The 25,195-nt window shown below is 41.4% G+C and carries 21 protein-coding genes; 10 read left to right on the forward strand and 11 right to left on the reverse strand.

The window, feature by feature from the left end; genetic code table 11:
* Positions 1 to 54: 54 nt before the first annotated feature.
* From oppB to AC2SLO_RS01300, 3 genes are all read right to left on the reverse strand, one after another.
* Entirely contained in the window at positions 55 to 975 is a 921-nt protein-coding gene (gene oppB, locus AC2SLO_RS01290) for an oligopeptide ABC transporter permease OppB (protein WP_486539815.1), read from the reverse strand.
* A gap of 150 nt (positions 976 to 1,125) precedes the next feature.
* Positions 1,126 to 2,796, reverse strand: a complete 1,671-nt coding sequence (locus tag AC2SLO_RS01295) for an ABC transporter substrate-binding protein (RefSeq protein WP_486539813.1) — start codon at positions 2,794 to 2,796, stop codon at positions 1,126 to 1,128.
* 210 nt (positions 2,797 to 3,006) lie between these two features.
* The gene (locus AC2SLO_RS01300) at positions 3,007 to 4,668 is read right to left on the reverse strand and encodes an ABC transporter substrate-binding protein (RefSeq protein ID WP_486539811.1); all 1,662 of its coding nucleotides are present in this window, start codon (positions 4,666 to 4,668) and stop codon (positions 3,007 to 3,009) included.
* Between the two features lie 459 nt (positions 4,669 to 5,127).
* Between AC2SLO_RS01300 and AC2SLO_RS01305 the strand changes: the two genes are divergently transcribed.
* From AC2SLO_RS01305 to AC2SLO_RS01325, 5 genes are all read left to right on the forward strand, one after another.
* Positions 5,128 to 6,105, forward strand: a complete 978-nt coding sequence (locus AC2SLO_RS01305) for a zinc-binding dehydrogenase (protein ID WP_486539810.1) — start codon at positions 5,128 to 5,130, stop codon at positions 6,103 to 6,105.
* Positions 6,106 to 6,699: 594 nt separating this feature from the next.
* Positions 6,700 to 9,105: a DUF4401 domain-containing protein gene (locus AC2SLO_RS01310; RefSeq protein WP_486539808.1), complete on the forward strand. Its 2,406-nt coding sequence runs from the start codon at positions 6,700 to 6,702 to the stop codon at positions 9,103 to 9,105.
* Complete coding sequence (locus AC2SLO_RS01315) at positions 9,105 to 9,764, forward strand: GDYXXLXY domain-containing protein (RefSeq protein ID WP_486539806.1); 660 nt, start codon at positions 9,105 to 9,107, stop codon at positions 9,762 to 9,764. The genes AC2SLO_RS01310 and AC2SLO_RS01315 overlap by 1 nt, the downstream gene beginning before the upstream one ends.
* 70 nt (positions 9,765 to 9,834) lie before the next feature.
* On the forward strand, positions 9,835 to 10,182 hold the full coding sequence (locus AC2SLO_RS01320) for a hypothetical protein (protein ID WP_486539804.1): 348 nt from the start codon (positions 9,835 to 9,837) through the stop codon (positions 10,180 to 10,182).
* 27 nt (positions 10,183 to 10,209) lie between these two features.
* Positions 10,210 to 10,494, forward strand: coding sequence for a tetratricopeptide repeat protein (locus AC2SLO_RS01325; RefSeq protein ID WP_486539802.1), 285 nt, complete (start codon positions 10,210 to 10,212; stop codon positions 10,492 to 10,494).
* Between the two features lie 182 nt (positions 10,495 to 10,676).
* Here AC2SLO_RS01325 and guaA read toward each other — a convergent pair whose 3' ends face one another.
* Positions 10,677 to 12,269, reverse strand: coding sequence for a glutamine-hydrolyzing GMP synthase (gene guaA / locus AC2SLO_RS01330; protein WP_486539800.1), 1,593 nt, complete (start codon positions 12,267 to 12,269; stop codon positions 10,677 to 10,679).
* A 754-nt stretch (positions 12,270 to 13,023) separates the two neighbouring features.
* Between guaA and AC2SLO_RS01335 the strand changes: the two genes are divergently transcribed.
* A complete protein-coding gene (locus AC2SLO_RS01335) occupies positions 13,024 to 14,931 on the forward strand; it encodes a BCCT family transporter (protein WP_486539798.1) in 1,908 nt (635 codons plus the stop codon).
* A 305-nt stretch (positions 14,932 to 15,236) separates the two neighbouring features.
* Here AC2SLO_RS01335 and AC2SLO_RS01340 read toward each other — a convergent pair whose 3' ends face one another.
* Positions 15,237 to 16,391, reverse strand: coding sequence for a MalY/PatB family protein (locus AC2SLO_RS01340; RefSeq protein ID WP_486539796.1), 1,155 nt, complete (start codon positions 16,389 to 16,391; stop codon positions 15,237 to 15,239).
* Between the two features lie 117 nt (positions 16,392 to 16,508).
* Positions 16,509 to 16,952, reverse strand: a complete 444-nt coding sequence (locus tag AC2SLO_RS01345) for a GNAT family N-acetyltransferase (RefSeq protein ID WP_486539794.1) — start codon at positions 16,950 to 16,952, stop codon at positions 16,509 to 16,511.
* A 446-nt stretch (positions 16,953 to 17,398) separates the two neighbouring features.
* Between AC2SLO_RS01345 and AC2SLO_RS01350 the strand changes: the two genes are divergently transcribed.
* Genes AC2SLO_RS01350 through AC2SLO_RS01360 form a run of 3 tightly spaced genes read left to right on the forward strand, consistent with a single transcriptional unit; the run spans position 17,399 to position 20,389 of the window.
* Positions 17,399 to 18,349 carry an ABC-three component system protein gene (locus AC2SLO_RS01350; RefSeq protein WP_486539792.1) on the forward strand — a complete coding sequence of 317 codons (951 nt, stop codon included), beginning with the start codon at positions 17,399 to 17,401 and terminating at the stop codon, positions 18,347 to 18,349.
* Positions 18,346 to 18,597: an ABC-three component system middle component 8 gene (locus AC2SLO_RS01355; protein WP_486539790.1), complete on the forward strand. Its 252-nt coding sequence runs from the start codon at positions 18,346 to 18,348 to the stop codon at positions 18,595 to 18,597. The genes AC2SLO_RS01350 and AC2SLO_RS01355 overlap by 4 nt, the downstream gene beginning before the upstream one ends.
* Complete coding sequence (locus tag AC2SLO_RS01360; protein WP_486539788.1) at positions 18,584 to 20,389, forward strand: hypothetical protein; 1,806 nt, start codon at positions 18,584 to 18,586, stop codon at positions 20,387 to 20,389. The genes AC2SLO_RS01355 and AC2SLO_RS01360 overlap by 14 nt, the downstream gene beginning before the upstream one ends.
* A 12-nt stretch (positions 20,390 to 20,401) precedes the next feature.
* Here the strand turns inward: AC2SLO_RS01360 and AC2SLO_RS01365 are convergent, their stop codons facing one another.
* The 5 genes from AC2SLO_RS01365 to AC2SLO_RS01385 all read right to left on the reverse strand — a co-directional run bounded on the left by AC2SLO_RS01365 (position 20,402) and on the right by AC2SLO_RS01385 (position 23,386).
* Positions 20,402 to 20,581, reverse strand: coding sequence for a hypothetical protein (locus AC2SLO_RS01365; RefSeq protein ID WP_486539786.1), 180 nt, complete (start codon positions 20,579 to 20,581; stop codon positions 20,402 to 20,404).
* 103 nt (positions 20,582 to 20,684) lie between these two features.
* The gene (locus AC2SLO_RS01370; RefSeq protein WP_486539784.1) at positions 20,685 to 21,632 is read right to left on the reverse strand and encodes an AEC family transporter; all 948 of its coding nucleotides are present in this window, start codon (positions 21,630 to 21,632) and stop codon (positions 20,685 to 20,687) included.
* Between the two features lie 73 nt (positions 21,633 to 21,705).
* On the reverse strand, positions 21,706 to 22,014 hold the full coding sequence (locus AC2SLO_RS01375; protein WP_486539782.1) for a hypothetical protein: 309 nt from the start codon (positions 22,012 to 22,014) through the stop codon (positions 21,706 to 21,708).
* Between the two features lie 120 nt (positions 22,015 to 22,134).
* Positions 22,135 to 22,578: a hypothetical protein gene (locus AC2SLO_RS01380; RefSeq protein ID WP_486539780.1), complete on the reverse strand. Its 444-nt coding sequence runs from the start codon at positions 22,576 to 22,578 to the stop codon at positions 22,135 to 22,137.
* Between the two features lies 1 nt (position 22,579).
* Positions 22,580 to 23,386, reverse strand: a complete 807-nt coding sequence (locus AC2SLO_RS01385) for a crotonase/enoyl-CoA hydratase family protein (protein WP_486539778.1) — start codon at positions 23,384 to 23,386, stop codon at positions 22,580 to 22,582.
* A gap of 722 nt (positions 23,387 to 24,108) precedes the next feature.
* On the opposite strand from AC2SLO_RS01385, the gene rlmF reads away from it, so the two are divergent.
* The gene (gene rlmF / locus AC2SLO_RS01390) at positions 24,109 to 25,128 is read left to right on the forward strand and encodes a 23S rRNA (adenine(1618)-N(6))-methyltransferase RlmF (protein ID WP_486539776.1); all 1,020 of its coding nucleotides are present in this window, start codon (positions 24,109 to 24,111) and stop codon (positions 25,126 to 25,128) included.
* Positions 25,129 to 25,195 lie beyond the last annotated feature (67 nt).

Consider the following 25,195-nt stretch of genomic DNA (forward strand, 5'->3'; position numbering starts at 1 on the left):
TTAGGTATGTATTCATATGATTTTTGAGTCATAAACGCTCTAAATAACCACTACCTAATATTTAATTTGTGGGTCAATAACGGCATATAAAATATCGACAATGGCGTTAAAGGCAATGGTTAATACGCCCACCAAAATGGTTAAGCTAAGCACCATGCCATAGTCGCGGTTAAGCGCACCATTGACGAATAACTGACCGATACCGGGCAGACCAAAAATGGTCTCAATGACGATAGAGCCGGTAATAATACCCACAAACGCAGGGCCTAAATAAGAAATAACAGGCAGTAGCGCCGGACGCAGTGCATGCTTGAGCACGATGCGCTTCATCGGCAAGCCTTTGGCGCGCGCAGTACGGATATATTGACTGTTCATCACCTCAATCATCGAGCCACGCATAATACGAGCGATACTGGCAACATAAGCCAAGGCCAGCGCAGTCACTGGAAGGATTAAATTCTGTACTGCCCCATCGTTCCAACCACCCCCTGGTAGCCACTTTAAGGTAATGGCAAAGATTAGCACCAATAACGGGGCTTTCACAAAGCTTGGAATCACCACACCAATGTTGGCAAATGCCATCACGATATAGTCAATCCAAGAGTTCTGCTTGAGCGCTGCCACAATACCAAATATCAGCCCAAGTACCACGGCTAAGATAAAGGCGTATAAACCCAGCTCAACCGAAACAGGCACGGCTTGCGCCAGCAGCTCATTAACGGTGTAATCTTTGTATTTAAAAGACGGACCGAAGTCGCCGACCGCAATTTGCTTTAGATAATTGACGTACTGTAGCCACATCGGATCGTTCAAATGGTATTTGGCTTCAATATTTGCCATGACCGCAGGTGAAAAACTGCGCTCACCACTAAACGGGCTGCCTGGGGCCAGCCGCATCATAAAAAACGACACGGTAATGAGGATAAACATGGTTGGGATGGCTTCTAATAGCCGCCGAAATATAAGCTTTAGCATAAACCCTCTGTTATCAGTAACGCTATGATCAAAGTGGCCTAATACAGTTACTCTCTATGGATAAAGCAACATGCCTGCCTTGATCATATCTAATGAGATTCGGTCAATAAGTACTGCCTTTTCTATATAAATGCTGCCGTTCAAATGTCTTTAATGCTTAGCAATCGCCAAGTCTTTGGCCTGCCACACATCTAATGGATCGTTTTCTGGAAACCCAACCACATACGGCTTAACCAAACGTACGCCCACATAATGGAACATGTTTAGGTTTGGCATATCGGCATCGAGCTGCGCCTCTGCTTGCTGATATAAATTCGCACGCTCTTTAGCACTAACGCCATCAACCAAGGTTTGATTCATAATCTTATCAAACGCTGGGCTTGAGTATTTGCCGTGGTTGTTGGTGTTGTCTGTTTTGAGCGTATTTAGGAAAGAAGACGGCTCATTATAATCACCGCACCAGCTTGAACGGGCAATATCATAATTACCATTACGTCGGGTATCTAGATAAGTTTTCCACTCTTGATTGACCAAGGTGACATTCACCGTGTCCTCGCCTAGCGCTTGTTTCATTAATGAGCTAAACGCCACTGCAATCTTTTTGTGATTGTCACTGGTGTTATATAACAGCTCAAATTTGAGCGGATGAGTGGCATTGTAACCAGCCTCATCAAGTAGCTTTTTGGCCTCCTCGATACGCTGCTCTTTGCTCCACTGTTGCCACTTCGGTGCAAAATTCTTCATGCCATTGGTGGTCGGCGGCGTCAATTGATATGCCGGCTTTTGCCCCTGCCCCATGATTTTGGTGGCGATAATATCACGGTCTAATGCCAAAGCAAGCGCACGGCGTACGCGGGCATCATCAAAGGGCGGTTTGACCGTATTGTATTGATAATAAAAACTACATAGGCTAGGAGACACTTGGATTTGATCACCTAGCTCCGCCTTTAGAGAGTCAAATTGCTCGGTCGGCATACCACCACCGATATCAATCTCACCGGCTTTATAACGGGCAACATTGGTAGTCTCTGACTCGATAGGCAATATAGTAACGGTATTGATGGTGGTGTTGGCATCATCGTAATACGACGGATTACGCTGCAATACGATTTTGTCATTCACTTGCCATTCGCTGATTTTATAAGGTCCATTAACCACGATATTGGCAGGGTCTGTCCATTTTGAGCCGAACTTCTCAACCGTCGCCGGATGTACTGGCGAGGTTGAGGTATGAATCAGCATATCGACAAAATAAGGGACTGGCTCGGTTAAGCGGACCTCAAGGGTTTTGTCGTCAATTGCGCTTACCCCAAGCATCTCAGGAGACTGCTCACCATTGATAATCGCCTCTGCCCCAACTACCTTGGCATCCGCTAAGTAACTGCCATAAGGTGAGGCTGTATTGGGATCAACCACACGGCGCAGACTATAGACAAAGTCTTCGGCAGTGACAGGGTCGCCATTGGACCATTTGGCATCACGTATTTTAAAAGTCCAAACCTTATTATCCGGACTATCCCAACTCTCCGCCATCGCCGGAATGGTTTTACCCTCGGCATCGGTTGTCACTAGCCCAACCAGCTGTTGGCGAATGATATTGGCCTCAGGAAGCCCTGAGATTTTATGTGGATCAAGTGATTCAGGCTCAGTGCCATTATTAATCACAATCTCTTGTTTTTCAGCCAACACACTGGGGTCAATATTGGCCGAATCATTGGCATTACCAGCAGACTTATCACCACATCCTGCCAGCATAAGCGCTGCAGTCAGTGCTGCTGCTAACGGCAATTTATTAAACGTCGTCGTTAAGGGTTTTAGCATGCCCATATCCTTATAAGCGATAAAATTGGACGTTCTTTGCAATGAGCCAAACGAGACTCTTTATGTCTCTACTTTTTAATTAACAAAAGGCCAGTCAAATAGAAATAGGTCAAGTATAAAGCAGGACGGATCAGATTTATTAGCATTGTACGATTCATCTGACCCTGCCTTGCTTTACACGCCTATCACGCCCCTCTTGCCAAGCACTATCTAATGTTTGGCAATTTTTAGATCTTTACCTTGCCAGTTATCTAAAGCGTCCTTAGTTGGGAAGCCGATAACGTATGGCTTGATAAGACGTGGGCTTACATAATGGTAAATATTGAGCAATGGCATATCTGCATCAAGCTGTTCTTCAGCTTGCTTGTACAGTTGCGCACGCTGCTCAGGACTGACGCCTGCTTTTAAGGTTTGGGTCATGATGCTATCAAACCTAGGGCTTGAGTATTTACCATGGTTATTACTGTTGCCAGATTTGACAATATTTAGGAAAGTGGAAGGCTCATTATAGTCGCCACACCAGCCCGCGCGCGATATATCATAGTTGCCATTGCGGCGAGTGTCCAAATAGGTTTTCCATTCTTTATTAACCAAGTTGACATCGACAAAGTCTAGCGACTGCTTCCACAGCGAGCTGGCAGCAACGGCAATCTTTTTATGGTTGTCATTGGTGTTATACAGTAGCTCAAACTTTAGAGGATTGTTTTGGTTATAGCCGGCTTCATTAAGCAGTTTTTTGGCTTCCTCAACCCGCTTTTCCTGACTCCAGCTTTGCCATTCTGGTTTATTATTTTCCATCGAATTAGTCGATACTGGCGTAAACTGATAGGCAGGAGTTTGACCTTGACCAATGACTTTATCGGTAATGGTGTCACGGTCTAGCGCCAAGGCTAGCGCACGACGGACACGAACATCATCAAACGGTGGTTTGACGGTATTAAACTCATAATAGTACGTACATAGCATGGGTGACACTTGCAACTGATCGCCCAACTGCTCTTTTAATGAGGCGAACTGCTCAGGCGGGATTTCGTTATAAGTGACATCGATTTCGCCAGATTGATAGCGTGCCACATCCGTGGTACTTGACGGAATGGCCAATAAGGTAATTTTATCTAGGGTCGTATTAGCATTGTCATAGTAGCTGTCGTTGCGTGTTAATACGATTTTGTCATTTACTTGCCATTCACTGATTTTATAAGGCCCATTGACCACAATATTGGCAGGATCAGTCCACTTATCACCAAATTGTTGCACTGCTTTAGGATTGACAGGCTTTACAGAGGTGTGAATAAGCGTATCTGGGAAATAAGGCACAGGCTCTGATAGCGTGATCTGTAGCGTTTTATCATCTATAGCTTTGACACCCAAAGTATCTGGCTTGGCGTTACCATCAATAATATCTTGTGCGCCCACTACCTTGGCATCTGCTAAGTAGCTGGCATAAGGTGAGGCGGTATTGGGATCTAGCACTCGGCGCATACTGTAAACAAAATCTTCGGCCGTTACTGGATCGCCATTTGACCACTTAGCATCACGAATTTTAAAGGTCCAAACTTTATTATCAGTGCTATCCCAGCTCTCCGCCATACCCGGAATGGTTTTGCCCTCAGCATCTGTCGTCGTCAGCCCTACCAACATTTGACGTAGAATATTAGCTTCGGGCACCCCCGATACTTTGTGCGGATCCAACGACTCTGGTTCAGCGCCGTTATTAATAACCATCTCTTGTTTGTCAGCCATCACATTGGGGTCAATATTAGCTGAGCCACTGGTACTAGCTGACTTATCACCACAACCAACCAGTGCCAATGCTAGCGCTAGAGTGGTGGGAACAAAAACGGCGTTAAATAGTGAGGTTGGTTTGTGCATGATGACATCCTTTTGGCTATGGCTAGAAAATAGTTCTCAGGAACTATCGTAATCAATTAACGATTTCAGCGTTACAGCAAATCCAATCAAGTAAACGAACACAGTCGTTACATTGAGTATTAAATTTGATATCGAGTTTACTATTTATTACAGGTAGTTAAAGTAATAGTGACTATCTATTGTAGGCATATTAATAAAAAAAATATATAACGTTGTCAATAAATTTTAATAGTTTTATGTTATATACAAAGCTTTTAACCTTCAGTACAGGCATTATAGTCATGGTCAGATAAATAAAAGTTAGCTAAAGTTATACTGATAACGAGAATGATGCTCTGTTAGGATTAGTAGTGTGGTTTAAAAACCAAACAAACGCTTTGGTATAAATAGCCATAGCCACCTATTTGTGATAAACCCCGTTCATGCTAAACCCCATTCATGCGAAATAAGGAACGTATCATGCGTAGTGCGTCTTATCATACTTTTGGCAAACCCTCCAAGGTTCTATCAGTCATCGATACACCGATGCCAGAACCTGGCCCAGATGAGATACGAGTTAAAACCATATTGGCTACTATTCATAATCATGATTTAGCCACTATCAAAGGTCAATATGGCGATAAACCCACCTTACCGGCCATCGCAGGTAGTGAAGCGTTAGGTGTGGTTGATGCGGTTGGTGAAAACGTAGAAGGATTTGCCGTCGGAGACCGAGTTGCTGCCGCCAGTGTTCATGGAACATGGGCTGAGTACTTTACCGCCCCAGCTAAGATGGTGTTTGCTATTCCGGAGAAGCTTGAAGATGAAATAGCCGCTCAGCTAATCGCTATGCCACTGAGTGCTTTAATGCTACTTGAGTTTATGCAGTTACAACCGGGTCAGTGGGCTATTTTAAATGCGGCCAACGGTGCTGTGGGTAAATCCTTTGCGATGCTGGCGGCGGCCCGTGGTATCCATACCATTAGCTTGGTGCGCCGTGCTGAAGCTGCTCGAGAGCTTAACGAACTAGGGATTAAGCATGCCATTGATACCTCAAATCCTAACTGGAAGGATCAAGTACGCAACATCGTAGGCGAGTCACAAATTAGTGCTGCGGCCGACTCTTTAGGGGGTAGTGCCAGTAATGAATTGTTATCCGTATTGGGTCATGGCGGCACGTTAGTCTCATTTGGGGTTATGGCAGGTGAGCCCATGGTGATAGACCCAGGTCCATTTATATTTAAACAAGCGGTTATTAAAGGGTTTTGGGGTAGTAAAACCAGTCGTGAAATGAATCTTGAAAATAAACGACGTTTAATAAACGAGCTGGTTAAGCGTGCCGAGAGCAACCAGCTCATTCTTCCTGTCGAAGCTATTTATGACTTAGAGGATGTTAAAGAAGCGGTGTCGGATGAGCTGCAAAATGGTAAAAACGGCAAAGTATTATTAAAACTCTAAACAGGTGCCGTCTGACAAAGCAGGCAAAGTACTGAGTAACGGGTTCAAGAGACTAATAAGGACGTTTACAACATGGATTTATTGGATAGAATTCGAGCCGATTACAGACAGAGTAAAGCGATATTTTGGTTAAAGTTTATCATCATCATAGTGATACTCTATTGTAGTTTTCAGCTGCTATTTATTATGATAGCGGACTTTAGTGGTAGTGAGTTCACTTCTACCGTCACTTTATATCCTTTCTTTATCGTCCTACTTACAGGCTTTATATATCTGATTCGGTTGTATCAAATATCGTTTGATACACAGAACCCAAGGTTTAAACCCTTGCGAACAAGTGCCCTCGCTAACTTTGCTTTGTCAGCACTACTGTTTTTTACGTACTTCGTTTCCAACTCTTTTTAACCCCCTCGGCATAAGAATTAAAAAAGCACCCACTTGGGTGCTTTTTGGGTTTCAATATAAGGCAAGAAACTGCTCACACTCATATCGCTAGGCGTTGCATTGTCACCATGACTCATCCCAATAAATGCTATTATGCAACTTAAATTAAATTAGAAATAATAACAACTAATACGATAGGATGTGCCTACTATGCCCTCGAGAGTAACTTCTACTTACCCTTCTACCTCCTCTGCCGACCCCCAGTATACCTCCAAGCCTAGCCGTCAAACTTGGTTAGCATTTTTTGATAAATCACTGCTCATTATTGGCGCTATTGCCGTGATATTGGCCTTGGTGTTTTTTATTGCCTACAACTGGTCTGATATGGGCAAAGCGGGTAAGTTTGCTTTGGTTGAAGGGGCATTAATTGCCAGTATTGTAGGCTATAGTTTCCTTGCTTACAAACGCCGTTACAAGTTTGCGCAACAACTGTTGCTATTTATAGCCAGTGTTGCTACTGGCAGTCTGTTGGCTTTATTTGGACAGGTTTATCAAACAGGGGCTGACACTTGGCAACTGTTTTTTAATTGGGCACTGTTTATCACCCCTTGGGTACTTATAGCCCGTATGCCCTCGCTTTGGCTACTTTGGCTAGGTCTTCTCAACTTAGTTTTAATGTTATCAGCTAATACCGCTGGATTTTGGTTTGCCACGCATGGTTTTGTAGGTCTTGATATAGAGACGGTTTGGCTCATAACGTCTGCATTATTAAACATGGCAGCGCTTGTGTTATGGCTCGCGTTTATGCCCAATCGAACTCAAGCTGACTCATTAAATGCTGAATACAATACCGCGCTCAATACCACACACAATCCCGATCATAAAGCCGCGCACCATCCCGAGCAAAGTGCTGAGCAACCAGCGCTCAATCAATCGGTTCCTGAATATAAAGGTAATGAGGAAGACACGCGACTTCATAATCGTCTACTCAATACAGAGTATCATTGGAGCACATATGTTGTTGGTGCCGTTGCTACTTTTTATGCCACTCGTTTGGGCATGTTTATTGTCTTAGACTACGGCGATATTGTCTCAAACATCGTGACCCTATTACTTTGGGCAGGCTTTGTCAGATATATGTATTGGCGCTTTAGGGTTAAGCACATCGACATCTTAATGCTCACCTATTTATGTGGCTCAATCGTTAGTGTGGTCATGGTGTGGGCGTCAGACCTACTTTTGAGAGACTTCGATGCTTTTGGAGTTATGTTATTAGCCATATTATTGACTGGTATTAGCGCCACAGCGGTGACTTGGCTTCGGTCAGTGATTAAAATAAAAAATAAATCATCAGAAGATTACTATACACAATTGCCTTCTGATGCAGTGACTACTGCTCCCACGGCTCATACAGAGATAGACAACGATGATGCGACTCCCTGGTATCTGCATCTATTTTTAGGGCTTAGCGGTCTGATATCAGGTGCTTTAATCACTGGGGTAATCGTTTTATTATTTAATGATCTTCTAGATAGCCCTATCGCCCAAGCCATTATTGGCTTTGTGTTGTTGGCTATTGCTATCATTACATTCAAACAAAACCCTCAGTATCACTATCAACTAGAACGCCACACTCCAAACCAAGACCCTACTCAGCCCCACCATCAGTCAAGCAATCAGTCAAGCAAAACGTTTGTACAAAGCATCGCTTACTCTTTTAGCATAGCGGGTCAGTTGTTTTTGGGCTACGCCATTTTTAATGCCTTAGACACCGAGCCTTTAAGAACGGTTGCGTTTTTAAGCTTACAGCTCCTGCTGTATGTCATCGTTCGCGACTTTTTACACCGTCTCTATAATTCGATAAACGCACTGGGGTGTGTCATATGGCTACTTGCCTACTATAACGCCCCAGAAACTTCCGCACCGCTTTTAGCACTCGTTTTGTGTGTCTTTAGCTTACAATCTACTGAATTTTTGCAGTTTGTTTCTCCCGCCAAACGCAGCCGAGCATTGGCATTATTAAAGCCTTTGGGTTACGCCAGTATGCTGTTATTACTCGTCATTTCAGTGCTGTTTATTTCTGCTGAATACAGCCCTGATATTGTCAACACAGCCAATGGGTTTTATTACCACTACCCTCTAGCCCAAGGGTTGCTTATCGCTGTCAGCCTGTATGCCACCCATATTTTGTTGCGCCGTTATCACAGTGGTTTAAATTCTAGAACGGGCATCATTATTGCCAGTGCAGTCGTTGTATTAGGCATATTGTCGGTCTATGTTTCAGGACTACTGTCAACGTGCCTAGTGATTGTGATTGCCATGGCAAATCAGCAAAAACGAATCATGGCATTGGCACTAGTTGCCTTAGTGGGCTACGTCTTTTGGTATTACTACCAGCTGGATACCACTCTGCTAGTCAAGTCTTTATCAATGCTAAGCGTTGGTATCGCGGTGCTGCTGATACGTTGGCTATTGGTTAGTAAATATTTTGCTAAACATACGGGTTTAACGCCTTCAATCATTCAAGATGCCAGTCAAGAAAGCAGTCAACAATCTAGCCAAGCAAATGACCAACTAACCACTCATACTCCGAGCAACGATAAGGAGCAGGGATAATGAATACGAGCTTATTAAACACCGTCTATCGCCTAGCTAAACAACAACTGTCTCCAATAATTAAAGTTGGTATCGCTCTGCTAACCTTGATAGCCATTTTAGTAATCATGAACGTTACGATTAAAAAATACGAAACGCATCTAACAACAGGCACTCCTATATTGCTAGAGATGGCTCCGGTTGACCCTAGAGGACTGATGCAAGGCGATTATATGGCACTTCATTTTGCGCTTGCCGATGACATTACTAAGGCGTTAAAAGAAATACGAAAGAGTCGTGATGATAATAAAAAGAGAGTCCGAACCTATTGGCGCAACAGTGATGGTATTGCCATTGTCAAAATGGATGATAGTAACGTCGCCCATTTTGAACGTTTGGTACCCTTTGAATCAGTGAGCACCTTTGATAAGTCTCGCCTTGCATCTGATGAGATGGCTATCCACTTTCGAGTTCGCAGTGGCAACGTAAAACTTGCGACCAATGCTTTTTTCTTTCAAGAAGGTCATGCAAAAGACTACGAGTCTGCTGAATATGGTCTGTTTCGGATGAACGAGCAAGGTGAGCCGTTGTTAGCCGATATGGTCGATAGCGAGTTTGAAGTGATTGAGGGTGGTAAGTTCGAAAGTGATGAGGATAAAAGTAGTGACGGCAACTTGTAATATTAAATCTTGATTATGTATAAGAAAATAGTGCATAGTTAAAACTACTTCAAATAACAAGGAATAAGTTATGGGTGTTTCTATTTATTACACAGCAGAGCGTGATACTAAGTTAACAGAAGATGAGCAGTCTAAAATAGATGCCATCATCAATCAGTATAATAACGAATTTGAATATGCTGACGATGCTGAAACCTTCGAGCCGTATGAATACGATACTGAAGAGCCTCAAGAGATTTTCTCGGGTTCAGTAAAAGTATCTTTGCTTGATGATATTCACGCAATATTGTATTCCATAGACCACTGGCTTGCCTGCTTATCTGAAATACGTCATGTGATTAAGGATGCAACATGGCATGTTCACCTAGATGATAGTGACGCTATCTGGGATGGTGACCGATGGATGATGTCGGAATAATTTTGGCGCTGAGTCAGCTTTAAAAGTGTGCGTTTATTTCGCTATGATAGGTATTGTTATGTTAACCTTGGCCAAATGTATAGAAAAGGCCTAGGGCTCAGACAAGATTATACCAAGGCCGTTGCGTGGTATAGCAAAGCCGCTAACCAAGGTAATGCGGCTGCTCAAAATAATCTAGGTGTGATGTATGAAAATGGTCTAGGCCTACGACAAAGTTATAGTATGGCTAAAGAATGGTTTGGCAAGGCATGTGATAACGGTGATCAAGGTGGCTGCGATGAATATAAACGCTTAAATACTAGCGGGTTTTAGACTATATATAGGGATTTTGAAAAAAGTCTATTAAAATCAAAAAAGCACCCAAGTGGGTGCTTTGATATAAACTGTATAGGAAATCAAATAGGCGTCTAGTACAAGGAATACAAGCGCAGATTGCACATCAAGTGCATTAAGCGAGTCTGACGCAGTAATAGGCGTATATTTGGTTTACTAACCTACTCCCACTCAATCGTCGCCGGCGGCTTACTCGACACATCATAGGTCACACGCGATACTTCCGCAATTTCATTCATAATACGGTTACTTACGGTCTCAATCAGTTCATACGGCAGATGCGCAAAACGAGCTGTCATAAAGTCGATGGTTTCAACTGCTCTGAGCGCAATGACCCACGCATAGCGGCGACCATCACCGACCACGCCAACAGATTTCACTGGAGTGAATACCGCAAATGCTTGAGCGGTCTTCTCATACCAACCAGAGCGCTCAAGCTCTTGCATAAAGATGGCATCGGCTTGACGCAGGATATCGGCGTATTCCTTTTTGACTTCGCCCAAGATGCGCACGCCTAAACCTGGACCTGGGAACGGATGACGATAAATCATCTTGTGCGGTAAGCCCAAGGCAATACCCAACTTGCGTACTTCATCTTTGAACAAGTCACGTAATGGCTCAACCAATTCAAACGCCAAATCTTCTGGCAGACCGCCCACGTTATGGTGGCTCTTAATCACGTGTGCTTTACCTTGGTGCGACTTGGCAGATTCGATGACATCTGGGTAAATCGTACCTTGTGCTAAGAATTCAACGGGCTTACCGTCGCTGCCCTGACTGATGTCACGCGCGGCATCAGAGAAGACATCGATGAAAGTTTTACCAATAATTTTACGTTTGACTTCAGGGTCTGCCTCGCCTGCTAGTGCGTCCAAGAAACGGTCTTCGGCATCAACACGTACCACTTTAACACCCATATTCTCAGCAAATACTTGCATCACTTGGTCGCCTTCGTGCAGACGTAATAGACCATTGTCAACGAACACACAGGTAAGCTGTTTGCCAATGGCTTTGTGTAATAATGCTGCAACCACTGAGCTGTCCACACCGCCTGATAAGCCTAATAAAACTTGCTTGTCTCCAATCTGTTCTTTGAGCTGCTCAACACGCATATCGATGATGTTGTCTGGTGTCCAGTCGCCAGCGCAGCCGCACACTTGATGCACAAAGCGTGATAGCAACACATCTCCTTGCAAGGTATGGGTCACTTCGGGGTGGAACTGTAGACCGTAGTATTTTTTGTCCTCATTAACCATTACTGCGATTGGGCAGCTTGGCGTGCTGGCAATCACATCGAACCCTTTTGGGGCTTCAACCACTTTGTCGCCATGACTCATCCAAACGTCAAGGCGGCGCTCTTTTTCATCGGCAATGCCTTCAAGTAGCGCACTGGTGCCAGTCACATCAATGGTCGCTGCGCCAAATTCATGTACATCACTGGCTTGAACTTTGCCACCAAAGTGATCGGCCATGGCCTGCATACCGTAGCAAATACCTAACATAGGCACTTCTAAATCAAATAGAGCCTGATTGATTCTTGGACTATTGGCATCGTGCACGCTTTCTGGGCCGCCTGATAAGATAACGCCTTTAGCACCAAATTCTTTGATACGGTCGGCATCGATGTCATAAGGATACATCTCACAAAACACCCCAGACTCACGCACACGACGGGCGATAAGCTGGCTGTACTGCGAGCCAAAATCGATAATTAAAATACGGTCTTGTTTGATAGCGGGTGTGGCTGTGGTCATAATGTCATCCGATTTTTGGGTGGGTAATGTCTTGAGTCGCTAGGGCATCATACGCCCTAATTATCTCTTGTTATCAGCAAAAATAATTTGGCGTCTATTTTAACAAGATTCTAGGTTATTATGGTGATTGTCTCAGCAACTTCACTAGCAAAATGCTAATTTATAGAGATTAATGTCTATTTTAGGACATATTGCACAGCGCTTATGCCCTGCTGCAGCCAATAAATAACACCTACATGCTTATAGGACCGTGGTTATGAAAATAAAAGCTATTTTAATATTCTTTGTTGTCGTCTTTATTATTAATTATTTATTAAATATGATTTTGTCATTGGGCCAAGATTTGCCTTATATTTTTATATTGAGTATTGTCACTACGATTTTATTCTCATTTTTGATGATTATGCGCGGCAGATGGTCAAAATAAAACAGCAGCCATACTGATTTATTAGATTAAAACCAAAACGAGTAACATACTCTTATCCCCCTCTGGCCTTCTTTGCCAGTTATCGAAACAGTCATACTGTCTTATTGGTCTCATTGACCCATCTCTGGATAATAACTGGCAATATGGCTAGTTATTCGCCAGAGCACATAGCGCATCATATTATTAAATCAATTGCTAAATCCACATTGACTGTTAAACTGAGTTTAACTTTATTCTCTAAAAACAAGCAGACAAGCGGTTATCCACTGACTTGCTGCGATTAGCTATCGCTGGAAAATATTATTTGTTCAATTATAGGAGATATTAGTGACTACCCCTGATGATAAAAAGAAGGGTCAACGACCCGTGCAGAATTCGGTTAGGTATACCAAGGAAACGAAGGAATACCTGCCAGACTTTATCAAAACCACCAATGCGCATCGCAAACCGCCTCGTCTCGGCACTTTTAAGGCTGATATGGAGATATCACAGCGCAGACCCGGTCACGTCCCCGATACCCGTATCGATAAATTCACCTTCGGTATGGTACTGGCGATTCTGTTTGCCATCTGTATCCCGCTTATTTTTTATCCAGAACAGGGTAAAGAATGGGTTGGCATAGCACGTAACTTTGTGACCATCAACTTCGGTTTTGCCTATCTTGCCTTTGGCGTATTGGCGATGATGTTTGTGATTTACATCATTTTCTCTGATATCGGCAAAATCAAACTGGGCCGTCCAGAGGACTCGCCAGAGTTCGGTGATGCCTCCTGGGCTGCCATGCTGTTTTGTGGTGGTATTGGCGCCAGTATCTTGTATTGGGGCTTGATTGAGTGGGCCTATTATTACCAGGGCCCTCCGTTTAATCTTGATGCGGGTACACCTGATGCTATCCGTTGGGCGACCACTTACGGTATCTTCCACTGGGGTCCGGTAGCGTGGGCGATTTATCTCGTACCTGCTGTGCCAATTGCCTACTTCTACTATGTGCGTCAAACGCCAGTGCTTAAAGTTAGCCAGACTTTAATGCCGTTATTGGGCGAAAAATTAGCCAACAGTAACTGGGCAAAAATGCTCGACGTTCTGTTTGTATTCGGTATGGTCGGCGGCGGTGCAACCACCTTAGGTCTGGCCTCGCCACTGATTAACGAAGGTTTGTACAACCTATTTGGCTTACCGCGTAATATCACCATGCAGTTAGCTGTGTTATTTATTACCACCCTGATTTTCGCTTATAGTGCCTATCAAGGCCTAAAAGGGGGGATTCAAAAGTTATCGAATATCAACTTCTACCTTGCTATCGCCCTATTATTGTTTATTCTAATTGCCGGCCCAACGGTCTTTATCTTAAACACAGGACTTGAGGCAATCGGCCGCTCGATTACCGAAATGCCGCGCATGATGACCTATATCGAACCGTTTAAAGACTTTGGTAGCCTTGGCTTTGAGCACACCACTTTCCCGCAAGATTGGACCGTGTTTTACTGGGCTTGGTGGTTAGTATTCGCACCAACCATTGGTCTGTTTATTGCTAAGATTTCGCGTGGTCGTACCATCCAAAATATGGTCGTCGGCTCAATGTTCTACGGCTCTATGGGCTGTGCCATGTTTATGATTATCCTAGGTAACTATGGTCTGTATTTACAGATGTCAGGTATCGTTGATGTGATTGATATCTTAAATAACGAGTCAGCGACAGCAGCCATTTTTGCTATCTTAAATAGCTTGCCAATGTCGTACTTAGTGGTTGCGGTCTTTACCTTCTTAGCGGTTATCTTTACAGCCACGACCTTTGACTCTATCTCGTACATCTTAGCGTCAGTGGTACAAAAAGAAGTCGATGACGAACCACATCGCTGGAACCGTTTGTTCTGGGCATTTACCTTGTGTCTATTGCCTGCAATTTTAATGTTCTTAGGCGACCTACAAACGCTACAAACGGCGTCCATTGTCGCCGGTGCACCGCTGATTATTATCTTGTCGATGATGATGCTGTCACTGATTAAAGCCGCACGTTATGACCTTCATTATCAGCCAGATTACAACCTCAAGACCATTCATATTGAAGAGCTTGCTGACAGCGCACCTTGGGAAGAAGGAGTCACTTCTGAAGCGCCTGAAGGCTCAGTTCTGGCTCAGCAAGAAGAGTGGGGAAATATGATTGAAGATGAAGATGCCAAGATTGCTGAAGAAGAAAGGCTTGACACCCTTAATAAGCAAAATTTGGATAAATAATCTAGGGCGTGTCCTCATTTTGAAAATGGTGATAAAAATAAGATAAATCGCAGTCAGACAAGGAAAATAATGCTGTAAATATCGAGATATTTACCCATTATTTGAGGCAGTATGGCAAGATTTAGCTATTTTTAGCCCATTTAAGTGTAATCGTACGAATTGAGGACACGCCCTAATTAAGCGCTTTTAATAAATACCTATCGTTTGAATGCAAAAGGGCTGGATTAATCATTTAATCCAGCCCTTTTTTTTGCGTTTTCAATTAAGTCGCAGTCGAGTAAGTAGCTACTTAATTGCTATCTAAATTAATGACCCACTAGCGCTTGCTTCATTCGAGCCAGCCCTTCTTGTAATATCGACTGCGGACACGCCACATTGATACGTAATTTCAGATGCCCTTCTTGTCCATATTGAACGCCAGAGTTGAGCTCTACTTTGGACTCTCTTAACTGGTCATACAAGGCTTTATCATCATCGCCATACGCTGAGCAATCAAGCCAAATCAGATATGACGCTTCCGGACGCATTACTTTAATATCAGGCAAATGAGTGGCGAGATAATCGATGGTGAAATCAATATTTTTCTCGATATACGCCAGCGCTTGCTCGAGCCATTCACCGCCCTGCTCATAGCCACTTTTCATCACTGTATAAGCAAATAAATTGAGCTCATATTCGTCATTGAGCTTTTGTTGCTTCTGAATTTGAATACGTAGCGCCTTGTCTTTAACAAAGATCATCGAGCCTTTGATACCGGCCACATTAAAGGTCTTGGTCATCGAGGTTAGGCTTACCACCATATGCTGATAGTCATCCGCTAAGCTCAAAAGTGGCGTAAACTGATGTCCGCTTAACGTTAAATCTTGGTGAATCTCATCACTGACAATCGCCACTTGATACTTTTTACACAGCTCAAGAATCGATTTTAACTCATCTTTGGTCCACACGCGCCCGCCTGGGTTATGCGGATTACACAGCAAAAACACCTTTACTTTGTGCTTTTTAATTTTGGCTTCGATATCCGCTAAATCAAACTCGTAACGCCCATTCACTTCTTTTAATGCCGAGCTGACGACCTTACAGCCATTGAGTTTGGTCTTAATGACAAACGGCGCATAAATAGGATCATTGATTAATACCGCATCACCCACTTCGGTGAACAAGTTCAGCATCAGTGACATACTGGGTATCACGCCCGGTGAAAACAGGATATCTTCTTTGCTTAGCGTCAGACCATAACGAGTCCTGTGCCAATTAATAATGGCGTCATACAGCGCATCAGTCTGCTTGGTATAACCCAACACACCATGCTCAATAACCTTCCTAATGCTATCCAAAATAGGCGGCGCCGCTTTAAAATCCATATCCGCTACCCACAATGGAATGGTGTCATCTTCATAATGCCATTTAATTGAGCCGGTGTTGCGTCTATCAATAACGTCATCAAAGTTGTATTGCATGGTGTGGTTCTCGTCTAAAGTGATTTAGATTCTTTTACTTGAATGTCTAAATTTAAAAGTGACTGTTTTAGGTATCTGGTTTAAGTGTTTGATTTAAATGCCTCGTTTATCGCTGACTTATGTATCAAGCCGCTCAAGCTCAATGACCGCCTTATTACGATAGTATAAGTCATCACGCACACCAAAGCCCAATTGCTCCCAAAACCCATTACCATTCTCATTACGCTGAAAAATAAACAACCCAACTTTGCTAATGGACAATACTTTCATCGTATCCATCACATGATTTACCAGTGCCTCACCAACGCCCTGATTGCGATAAGCCATATCAACCGCTGTATGATAAATATAACCACGCCGTCCATCTTCGCCTGCGATAATTACTCCAATAATTTTGTTATTTTCATCTTCTGCGACAAAACTCAAGGTAGGATTGCGCTTTAGCATTCGCTCAATACCTTGCCGCGAATCATCTATATCATTGAGCCCCATGTTAGGGGTATTTACCCATAAGTTATAGACAGCATCGTAGTCGTTTAGGGTCATTTGACGGAGGGTCATGGGGTTTACCTTATGGGTCTCTAGGTAGAGGTAAAATTCAGTTTTATGGTAAATAGTCAGACACTAGACGTTAAGTGGCTAATTCTGTTTTTCGCTACTATCTGCCTTTATAATGGCGTACGTACTATAGTAATTTGGTATGGTACATTGTTCAAGTGAGCACAGAAAACCACAGTCCGCATCTTTATTTTCTGCGTCAGGATATGCGCTTTAATTAGGGCTAAACGCACTTCAAGGCATCTTTTTTGGTGATGTTTTATAACTTATTGATAGACACTGAATATATTTGAAAACTGTTTTATGATTCACATTAACCAAACTAAGAAATATTAATAGTTTCATTTTCTTGTTATCATCTAATAACAATATAACTTTAAAAAAATAGTATGTGTTTGTAATAATGAAGAGCATCATGAAAATACGCTATTCGAAGGAAATATAATTATATGTACCAATATCAAGACATGAGTCCTTCAGAATTTGAAAAGCTTGTAGTTGCTATTTGTAAAGAAATATTGGGAGAAGGAACACAAGGTTTTGCTTCAGGCCCTGATGGTGGAAGAGATGCTAAATTTAATGGTACAGCCAATTTATATCCAAGTACTCAAGATCCATGGAAAGACACAACCATTATTCAAGCCAAGCATACTATGGGTATCAACAAAGACTTTAGCGAAACAGGTTTCTATAGCCCAACATCCAATACCAATACTCTTGCCATAGAAGTCGAGAAAATAAAGGCTTTGGTAAAAAGTGGTGAGTTGAATAACTATATGCTTTTCTCAAATCGTAAATTAACTGGCAATAAAGAGCCTGAAATAAAGAAGTATATCTCAGATAAGACTGGACTAGATATATCTAATATTGCCATTCTAGGAATCGATGATTTAAATGCGTGGCTTTCTCGTTACAGATACATACTAGATATGGTGAATTTAATTCCTTTAACTAAATCGCCTACAATAAGACCAGACGAGCTTAGAGAAGTTATAGTTCATTTTTCAAATGTTTTTGATGAGGCAATGTCGAATTATGATGCTAGTCCGGTTAATAGAACACCTCTTATAGAGAAAAATAAGTTAAATAATATGACTTCTAGTTTCTCAAAAGAACTTGAAAAAAATTACTTGAGCTATGTTCACTACATTCAAGACTTTTTAAGTGATCCACAAAACTCAGATTTAAGAGATTCTTATCAAAATGCGATAGAAGAGTTCCAGTTACGCTTTATACTACCTAGACAAAGAGAGCTTGAATATTTTGATGATGTTTTTAATGAGCTTGTAGAAAGATTAATCAATACTGATTACACACTGTCTCAATCTAAAAATATTAGATTGACTAGAATAATGGTTTTTTATATGTATTGGAATTGCGATATTGGGAGATCAGAATGATTAAAATTACAAAGCATAACCATCCTGACAAAACCGTTATATATGCAACTTATTTGATTTTAAAGAAAATTCGTACTGAACGTGTCGTAAGCTATGTAACGCTACTTAACTATGTTCAAGATAATATTACAAGTGGCGAATTTCTATTCATGCCTGCATTAAACTTATTATATCTTTTAGGGTTAGTTGAATATCAAGCTAAAACCGATTCTATAGAGTATATCGAGAAACCCCATGAGACTATCTAAGCTATATAGCAATAGAGAGGAAACATTCAAACCTATAATATTTAACTTAGGTTTGAATGTTATTTATGCTGAAATTAGACACCCTAAAAGCACGACACATGATACCCATAACTTAGGAAAGACAACTCTTGTCAAAATTATAGATTTTATGTTTTTGGTTGAAAAAGATAAAAAACAATTCTTTTTTAAAAACTATGACGTCTTTAAAGGCTTTGTTTTCTTCTTGGAATTAAAGTTAAACGACCATAACTACCTTACTATAAAACGTGGAATAGAAAATAACTCTAAAATAAGTTTTATAACTCACGATACGCCCTTGCAAGATTTTACTCGAGTATCAGATGAACATTGGAAGCATAAGAATGTGGCGATAGGTAAAGCAAAGACACTACTAGATAGTTGGATGAACTTTAATGCACTTAATAATTACAATTATAGAAAAGTTATTGGTTATCTAATACGCACCCAGCAAGACTTTAATGATGTATTTCAGCTAAATAAATTTAAAAGAGGGAAAGATATCGATTGGAAACCCTATGTTGCAGATTTATTGGGCTTTAACGGTAGCTTAGCTAGGAGCTCTTATGAAAAGAATATTGAAATCAATAAAGTCAAAGATCGTATTTCTATAATATCTCCTTTAGGTTCGGAGAATATAAGTCAAGAGCTAAGCAAAATTGATAACAAGCTTTTAATACGTAAAAACGAATTGACAGAAATAAAAAAATTTATTGATAACTTTGACTTTCAAGATATTGATCAAGAATCAATTAGTCAACTGGTTGAAAATTTGGATCGTAAAATCGTTGAACTAAACATGCAGGAATATAGCGTAAAGAATAAGATCAGTCATATTGAGGATGCTTTAAATACAACTAAAATTAAATTTGAAACAGATAAAGTGAAAAAAGTATTCGAAGAAGCAAAAATTCTGTTTCCTGAACAAATAGAAAAAGATTTCAATCAGTTAATAGCATTTAATAATTCTATTAATAAAGAAAGAAACCTTTATTTAAAACAAGAATTCATTGAATTAAGTGAAGCCTTATCTCTAATCAAACAAACCTTAAAAGAATTAAATGAAAAACGTGCCGAAAAAATAGGTTTTTTATCAGAAACTGAAGTTATTCATAAGTTCAAACAATCCAGCAGAGAGGTTGCTAAAAAAGAGGCTGAGATATTCTCATTAGAAGAGCAGAAAGAAAACATTGAAAAAATTCAAGCTTTAGAAAAGCATAAGCGTACGCTAGTTTCTCAACTCAATAATATTCAGAATACTTTAGACTTGAACGTTAATGAAGTTAATGAAGATAATGACAGTATTTTTTCAAAAATTCGGTTATATTTCAATTCAATCATTTCAAAGGTCTTGAGTAAAGAAGGGAGTATCTATGTTTATTTAAATGATAACGGAAACTTTGAATTTGAAACCAACTACCAAGATATTAAGGGTGAATCAACAAGTGAATCTGATGGTAATACTTATTATAAATTACTATGCATTGCTTTTGATTTAGCGGTATCACGGGCCTATCTAGATAAAAATTATCCTAAGTTCTTATATATTGATGGTGTTTTTGAAGGCTTAGATAATAGAAAAAAGAAGCTATTATTAGAAGTTTTACGTGAGTATAGTAATTTAGGTATACAAATTATCATTACAACTATCAGTTCAGAACTGGTTGGTTTAGTCGACAATAAAGATAGCAAAATATTTTCTTCCGATGAGGTAATATTAACCTTACACGATGATGGACCAAGTGGCAGATTGTTTAAAATGCCTACTTGGTAGCTTACATGTTTATCAACTAGCATCTAGTTCTAATACTTCAGTCTGTTTACCTTTATCTATAATACTACTTAACCACAATACATAGTTGCAAGATTGTAATGTGACCGCTAGCCCCGATTGAAGCGGATATACTGGTGCATAAAGGCGGTTGCGAGGGATTGGTTTTGGCGTGGCGCGCGAAGCAGGCGACATGCCAAACCTTAGCCCATCGCCCGACTTAAGACAGCAGATAGTAGCGAAAAGCGGGAAATAGCTTCATTGATATTTATCTCAGTTAAACATTCAACAACCCACACTAAAACCCAATCGTTGCCTCCCAATACATCAGCACCGCACTCATACTAAAGAACGAGCCAATCGTTGAAATAATGACGATGGCAGACATGCGGTTGACCAGCCCATAATGCTGACCAATGATGGCAATGGTCGAGAAGGTGGGCGCGGATGCAAACAGCATCGCCACATATTTGTCCTGTATGTTATCGCTCGGAAACAGCGCGATGGCAAGCAACATCAGCAGCGGATGTACGATAAGCTTACCGAGTCCTATGGTAGTGATTTTGGGTAGGTCGCCCTTTATCTCAAGCCCATATAAGCTCATGCCAATGACGAACAGCGCTACGGGGGCAGCAACACCTGTGAGCATGTTGGCAGTTTGGGCGGCTATTTGCGGGATGGGAATGCTAAAGATGGAAAAGCTGACACTGACGGCTATTGCTATAATTAGTGGATTGCGGGTGAGGTTTTTGCCGATGCCAAGTAGCAATTGCCCCACGGACTGGTTGGAGTCGGTGCTCATATCTGCCATGATAAATAGCATCGGTAAGATGATAAAACTCTCAATCAGTACCCCCATCGATAGGTAGGTCGCAGCTTTGCTCGACCCGATGACCACGGACAGCACCGCATAGCCTATAAAGGCGCTATTGGAGTAGGATAATGCTGTCGAGTTGAGGGCTGCCGATACGTTGTCTTGACGCCAGATGCCTTTGGTTAATAAGATACCCACCCCAAACGCTAACACTGAACCGATGGCATAGATGAGCAGATAACTAGGCGATATGACTTGCTGAAAAGGCATGTCTGCAATGGCGTTAAACATGAGCGCAGGTAGCGCAATCGTCATGACCAATGCGCCCATGCCTTTGGCGTGGCGGGGGTCAATAAGATGGGTGCGAACACTGAGATAACCCAGTGCAATGATGATAAAGATGGGCGCTGTGATGTTAATAATGTCTAGCATGTAAATGCTCGCCTTTCATCAACATGGAAGAAATTAGGATAAAATATCGCCAATCCAATCACTTCAAATACGCTTATTTAATATGACTTCTCGGCGTAAACAGCCGCCAACAAGCGGTAATAAACAACAAAATAAAAGCGATGATTGCGCCCAGAGATCCACTAAAAATAAGATCTCTATTTAAGGTTTGGGTTAGTGATACATTATTCATAAAGTGCCAAATCGACAGACCAATAAATATAACCACAGATAACATAAAACCACGATAAATACAGGTTAGGTAGGGGCGACCTTTTATCCTAAAGCTTGTTTTTTGGATACCTGACTCAACAGCTTCTTCAACCACCCATTCCAAAATAAACTTAACCACGTCATCTAGCATTAACTATCACCCCTAAAATTGAGCCTATCAGCACTCTATAAAACACCTTAATCTTTTCTTAGCTTTTTAAAGTCAAATATTAATGATAAAAATCTATCCTATTAGACTCAGAACCAAAACTTAGTATTTGAATTTATTTTGATTAACCTTTAGCAGACCATAAATAAAAGTAATAACCAATACTGAGACATAAAACTTTAAAATGACAAATAAATAGACGACAAAATACAGATAATCTTGGAAGTTTCTATCACAACCGACACCACTACATTGTTCAAATAATAAAATATAAATCCATGCAGCTATAAAAGAGGAAATAATATTCACTGATAAAGTCTTAAGTGGTATAAACGCTTTTAATTTAGTTATAAAAGCAGCCATTACTAAGCCTACAAAACCAAACAATAATAAAAATAGTATAGGATGCTGATGAAAAGCATGCCGAGTTAAAAAGTCATAGCTAAATACACCAACGATGAGATAGTTTATTATGAATAAACCTAAATTATATTTATAGTCGGTGTCCATTGCGGCTTTACCACTGAATATCAAAGAATCATGCATATTACCGGCCCTTAAAATTAGCCTCACGCCTTTCAACCATCGACATAACGCCTTCTTTGGCATCTTCAGACGCAAATAATGGCGGTAAAAAGGCGTTGATATTTGCCATTGCACTGGCGGCACTATTGCGTGCGGCATCTTGCGCGGAGGCCAATACGCCCTGCACCCCAAGTGGGGCGGCTTTACTAATCTCAGTAGCCCATTCAAAAGCTCGGTTATACTGCTCACCTTTGGGCACCACTTCACTCACCAAACCAAGTTTATCTGCAGTTACTGCATCAAATGGCTTACCGGTTAATAGATAGGGCATGGCTTTTTGCCACCCTGCTGCCGCCACAAAACGGACGGTTGCCCCGCCAAATGGCATGATGCCGCGCTGCACCTCCATCTGCGCAAAGTTACAATCATCACTCGCAATGACCACATCGCTATTAAGCATCAGCTCAATACCCGCCGTAAAACAGGTGCCTTGCACAGCCACAACTACCGGCTTGGTACGCAGCTTACCGCTAACACCCCACGGATCTATTTGTGTAGAATCAAAGGCAAACACCCCTTTATCGAGTTTGTCTTGTAGCTCCATCAAATCAAGCCCTGCAGTGAAGTGCTCACCATGCGCAAAAATTAGCGCACAACGTAATTCGCTATCGGCTTCATAGTGCGTTAGGGCGTCGGATAACTGTTCAATCATATGACTGTCAAAAGCATTACGCTTGTCGGTCCGATTAAGACCAATCAAACAAATATATCCCTCAATGTCATAAGTTATTCGCTTGTTTGGCTCATTATTCCTGATTTGATTACTCATTATTATTATCCTTCTTTATTAATTATTATTCTGATTGGTAAGACTTCAATGTCAGTATCTTTTAGCTCAGAATTATGTCTAAAGCGTCAAAGGGTACAACTCACAGACTAGTGGTTAGATACGATAACGCCAATCGTCACTATAGCTGCCTTAATGAGGCTAAACAATCGCTCTAAATTAACGCTCAAGCACGCACTTTTGTTATCATTATTTATGATTAAGCAGCTATCAAGTCTTTATAGCACTTATGAAAAAGACAACTACTGATAATAATATATCTTATATAAACACACCGCTTCGCTTTATTCTGTACTGACATTTAATAAACTATAGCGCTATCAGCCAGAAGTTTGTTGTGTAAACCTGTTAAACTAACGCCTAATCAGTATATTTTTATAAAAACTTTTGAAAAGCAGTTCTCAACAGCCTTTTAGTTCAAACTCATAAACTACTGATTTTATTAATTATTTTATTTTTGATAATGTTGTATTCCTACCTCTTTAGAAGGTTATCCATAGGGTAAAGACACCCTAAAATCCCTGATAAATAAAGGGCTCGGGCAGGTTGCATACATTACCGAAAGTATGGTTTTTATAATCTGTGCTCTCTATGAGTATTTATCCATCTTTTTGTGGTTTATACTGTATCCAATAGCCCATCTATTAAACGCGCTACGCTAATCACCGTTATTCACCCCACTCTATAAATAAGTTTTCATCCCTATGACACAGCACGCACCCCGTAATACCTCTAGCAATCCTGCGGCCAAAAATACCACGCCCTCTGCTACCGCTAAGCCTAAAGCCAATACTCTGCATCCGCGTAACCCACATAATGGGCGCTATGACTTTTATAAATTAACCAAGGCTTTGCCTGAGCTCGCCAAGCACACCATCACCAATCCAAGCGGTGAACCGACCATTAACTTCTCAGATGCTGATGCAGTATTGACCTTGAATAAGGCGTTATTGGCGCTACATTACAACATCAAATACTGGGATTTGCCTAAAGGCTATTTGTGCCCGCCTATTCCAGGTCGTGCCGATTATATACACCAAGTTGCTGATTTATTAGCAGATAACAACAGCAAAAGTGTCAAAGAGCAAGAAAATATAAAGCCGCACGTATTAGACATTGGCACCGGTGCCAGCTTGATTTATCCGATTGTCGGCAGTCAAAGCTACGGTTGGCATTTCACTGCAACCGATATTGATCCGGTATCGATTAATACCGCCAAAGCAATTTGTGAGATTAACCCCAATCTTAAAAAGATGGTAACCGTTAAGCAGCAAACCAATCCAAAAAATATCTTTAAAGGTATTATCGGTGAGCATGATTACTTCGATATCACCGTATGTAATCCACCGTTTCATGCGTCTATGGAAGATGTGTTAACGGCCAATAGCCGTAAGCAAACCAAGCTACAAAAGAACCGTGCACGTCGTAATCCAAACAGTCAAAACGCAAACCGTTTCGCTGATGCCAAAAACAATCTAAACTTTGGCGGACAAAACGCAGAGCTATGGACGGAAGGCGGTGAATTTACCTTTATCACCCGTATGATTAACGAGAGTGTGGATTATGCTCAGCAAGTGAACTGGTTTACGACGCTTGTGTCTCGTTCAGAGAATTTAAAGCCACTTGATGCCTTGCTGCGCCGTGTTGGTGCTAGACAGATTAAGACCATTAACATGCAGCATGGTCAAAAAGCGACGCGTATTTTGGCATGGCGTTTTAAATAAAATAAAACGGTATTCATTAGACCAATTAATCATAAAAAAAGAGACTTTGTTATTAGCAGAGGCTCTT

This window comes from Psychrobacter sp. CX14 (genome assembly GCF_057396205.2).

Bases quoted from the DNA above. Each gene is read 5' to 3' on its own strand.
- AC2SLO_RS01355 (WP_486539790.1), top strand. From the start codon at position 18,346: ATGATTAAAATTACAAAGCATAACCATCCTGACAAAACCGTTATATAT.
- AC2SLO_RS01370 (WP_486539784.1), bottom strand. From the start codon at position 21,632: ATGCTAGACATTATTAACATCACAGCGCCCATCTTTATCATCATTGCA.
- AC2SLO_RS01380 (WP_486539780.1), bottom strand. From the start codon at position 22,578: ATGCATGATTCTTTGATATTCAGTGGTAAAGCCGCAATGGACACCGAC.
- AC2SLO_RS01365 (WP_486539786.1), bottom strand. From the start codon at position 20,581: ATGTCGCCTGCTTCGCGCGCCACGCCAAAACCAATCCCTCGCAACCGC.
- AC2SLO_RS01305 (WP_486539810.1), top strand. From the start codon at position 5,128: ATGCGTAGTGCGTCTTATCATACTTTTGGCAAACCCTCCAAGGTTCTA.
- AC2SLO_RS01340 (WP_486539796.1), bottom strand. From the start codon at position 16,391: ATGCAATACAACTTTGATGACGTTATTGATAGACGCAACACCGGCTCA.
- AC2SLO_RS01360 (WP_486539788.1), top strand. From the start codon at position 18,584: ATGAGACTATCTAAGCTATATAGCAATAGAGAGGAAACATTCAAACCT.
- AC2SLO_RS01345 (WP_486539794.1), bottom strand. From the start codon at position 16,952: ATGACCCTCCGTCAAATGACCCTAAACGACTACGATGCTGTCTATAAC.
- AC2SLO_RS01375 (WP_486539782.1), bottom strand. From the start codon at position 22,014: ATGCTAGATGACGTGGTTAAGTTTATTTTGGAATGGGTGGTTGAAGAA.
- guaA (WP_486539800.1), bottom strand. From the start codon at position 12,269: ATGACCACAGCCACACCCGCTATCAAACAAGACCGTATTTTAATTATC.
- AC2SLO_RS01300 (WP_486539811.1), bottom strand. From the start codon at position 4,668: ATGCACAAACCAACCTCACTATTTAACGCCGTTTTTGTTCCCACCACT.
- AC2SLO_RS01315 (WP_486539806.1), top strand. From the start codon at position 9,105: ATGAATACGAGCTTATTAAACACCGTCTATCGCCTAGCTAAACAACAA.
- AC2SLO_RS01350 (WP_486539792.1), top strand. From the start codon at position 17,399: ATGTACCAATATCAAGACATGAGTCCTTCAGAATTTGAAAAGCTTGTA.
- AC2SLO_RS01385 (WP_486539778.1), bottom strand. From the start codon at position 23,386: ATGAGTAATCAAATCAGGAATAATGAGCCAAACAAGCGAATAACTTAT.
- AC2SLO_RS01295 (WP_486539813.1), bottom strand. From the start codon at position 2,796: ATGCTAAAACCCTTAACGACGACGTTTAATAAATTGCCGTTAGCAGCA.
- AC2SLO_RS01310 (WP_486539808.1), top strand. From the start codon at position 6,700: ATGCCCTCGAGAGTAACTTCTACTTACCCTTCTACCTCCTCTGCCGAC.
- AC2SLO_RS01320 (WP_486539804.1), top strand. From the start codon at position 9,835: ATGGGTGTTTCTATTTATTACACAGCAGAGCGTGATACTAAGTTAACA.
- oppB (WP_486539815.1), bottom strand. From the start codon at position 975: ATGCTAAAGCTTATATTTCGGCGGCTATTAGAAGCCATCCCAACCATG.
- rlmF (WP_486539776.1), top strand. From the start codon at position 24,109: ATGACACAGCACGCACCCCGTAATACCTCTAGCAATCCTGCGGCCAAA.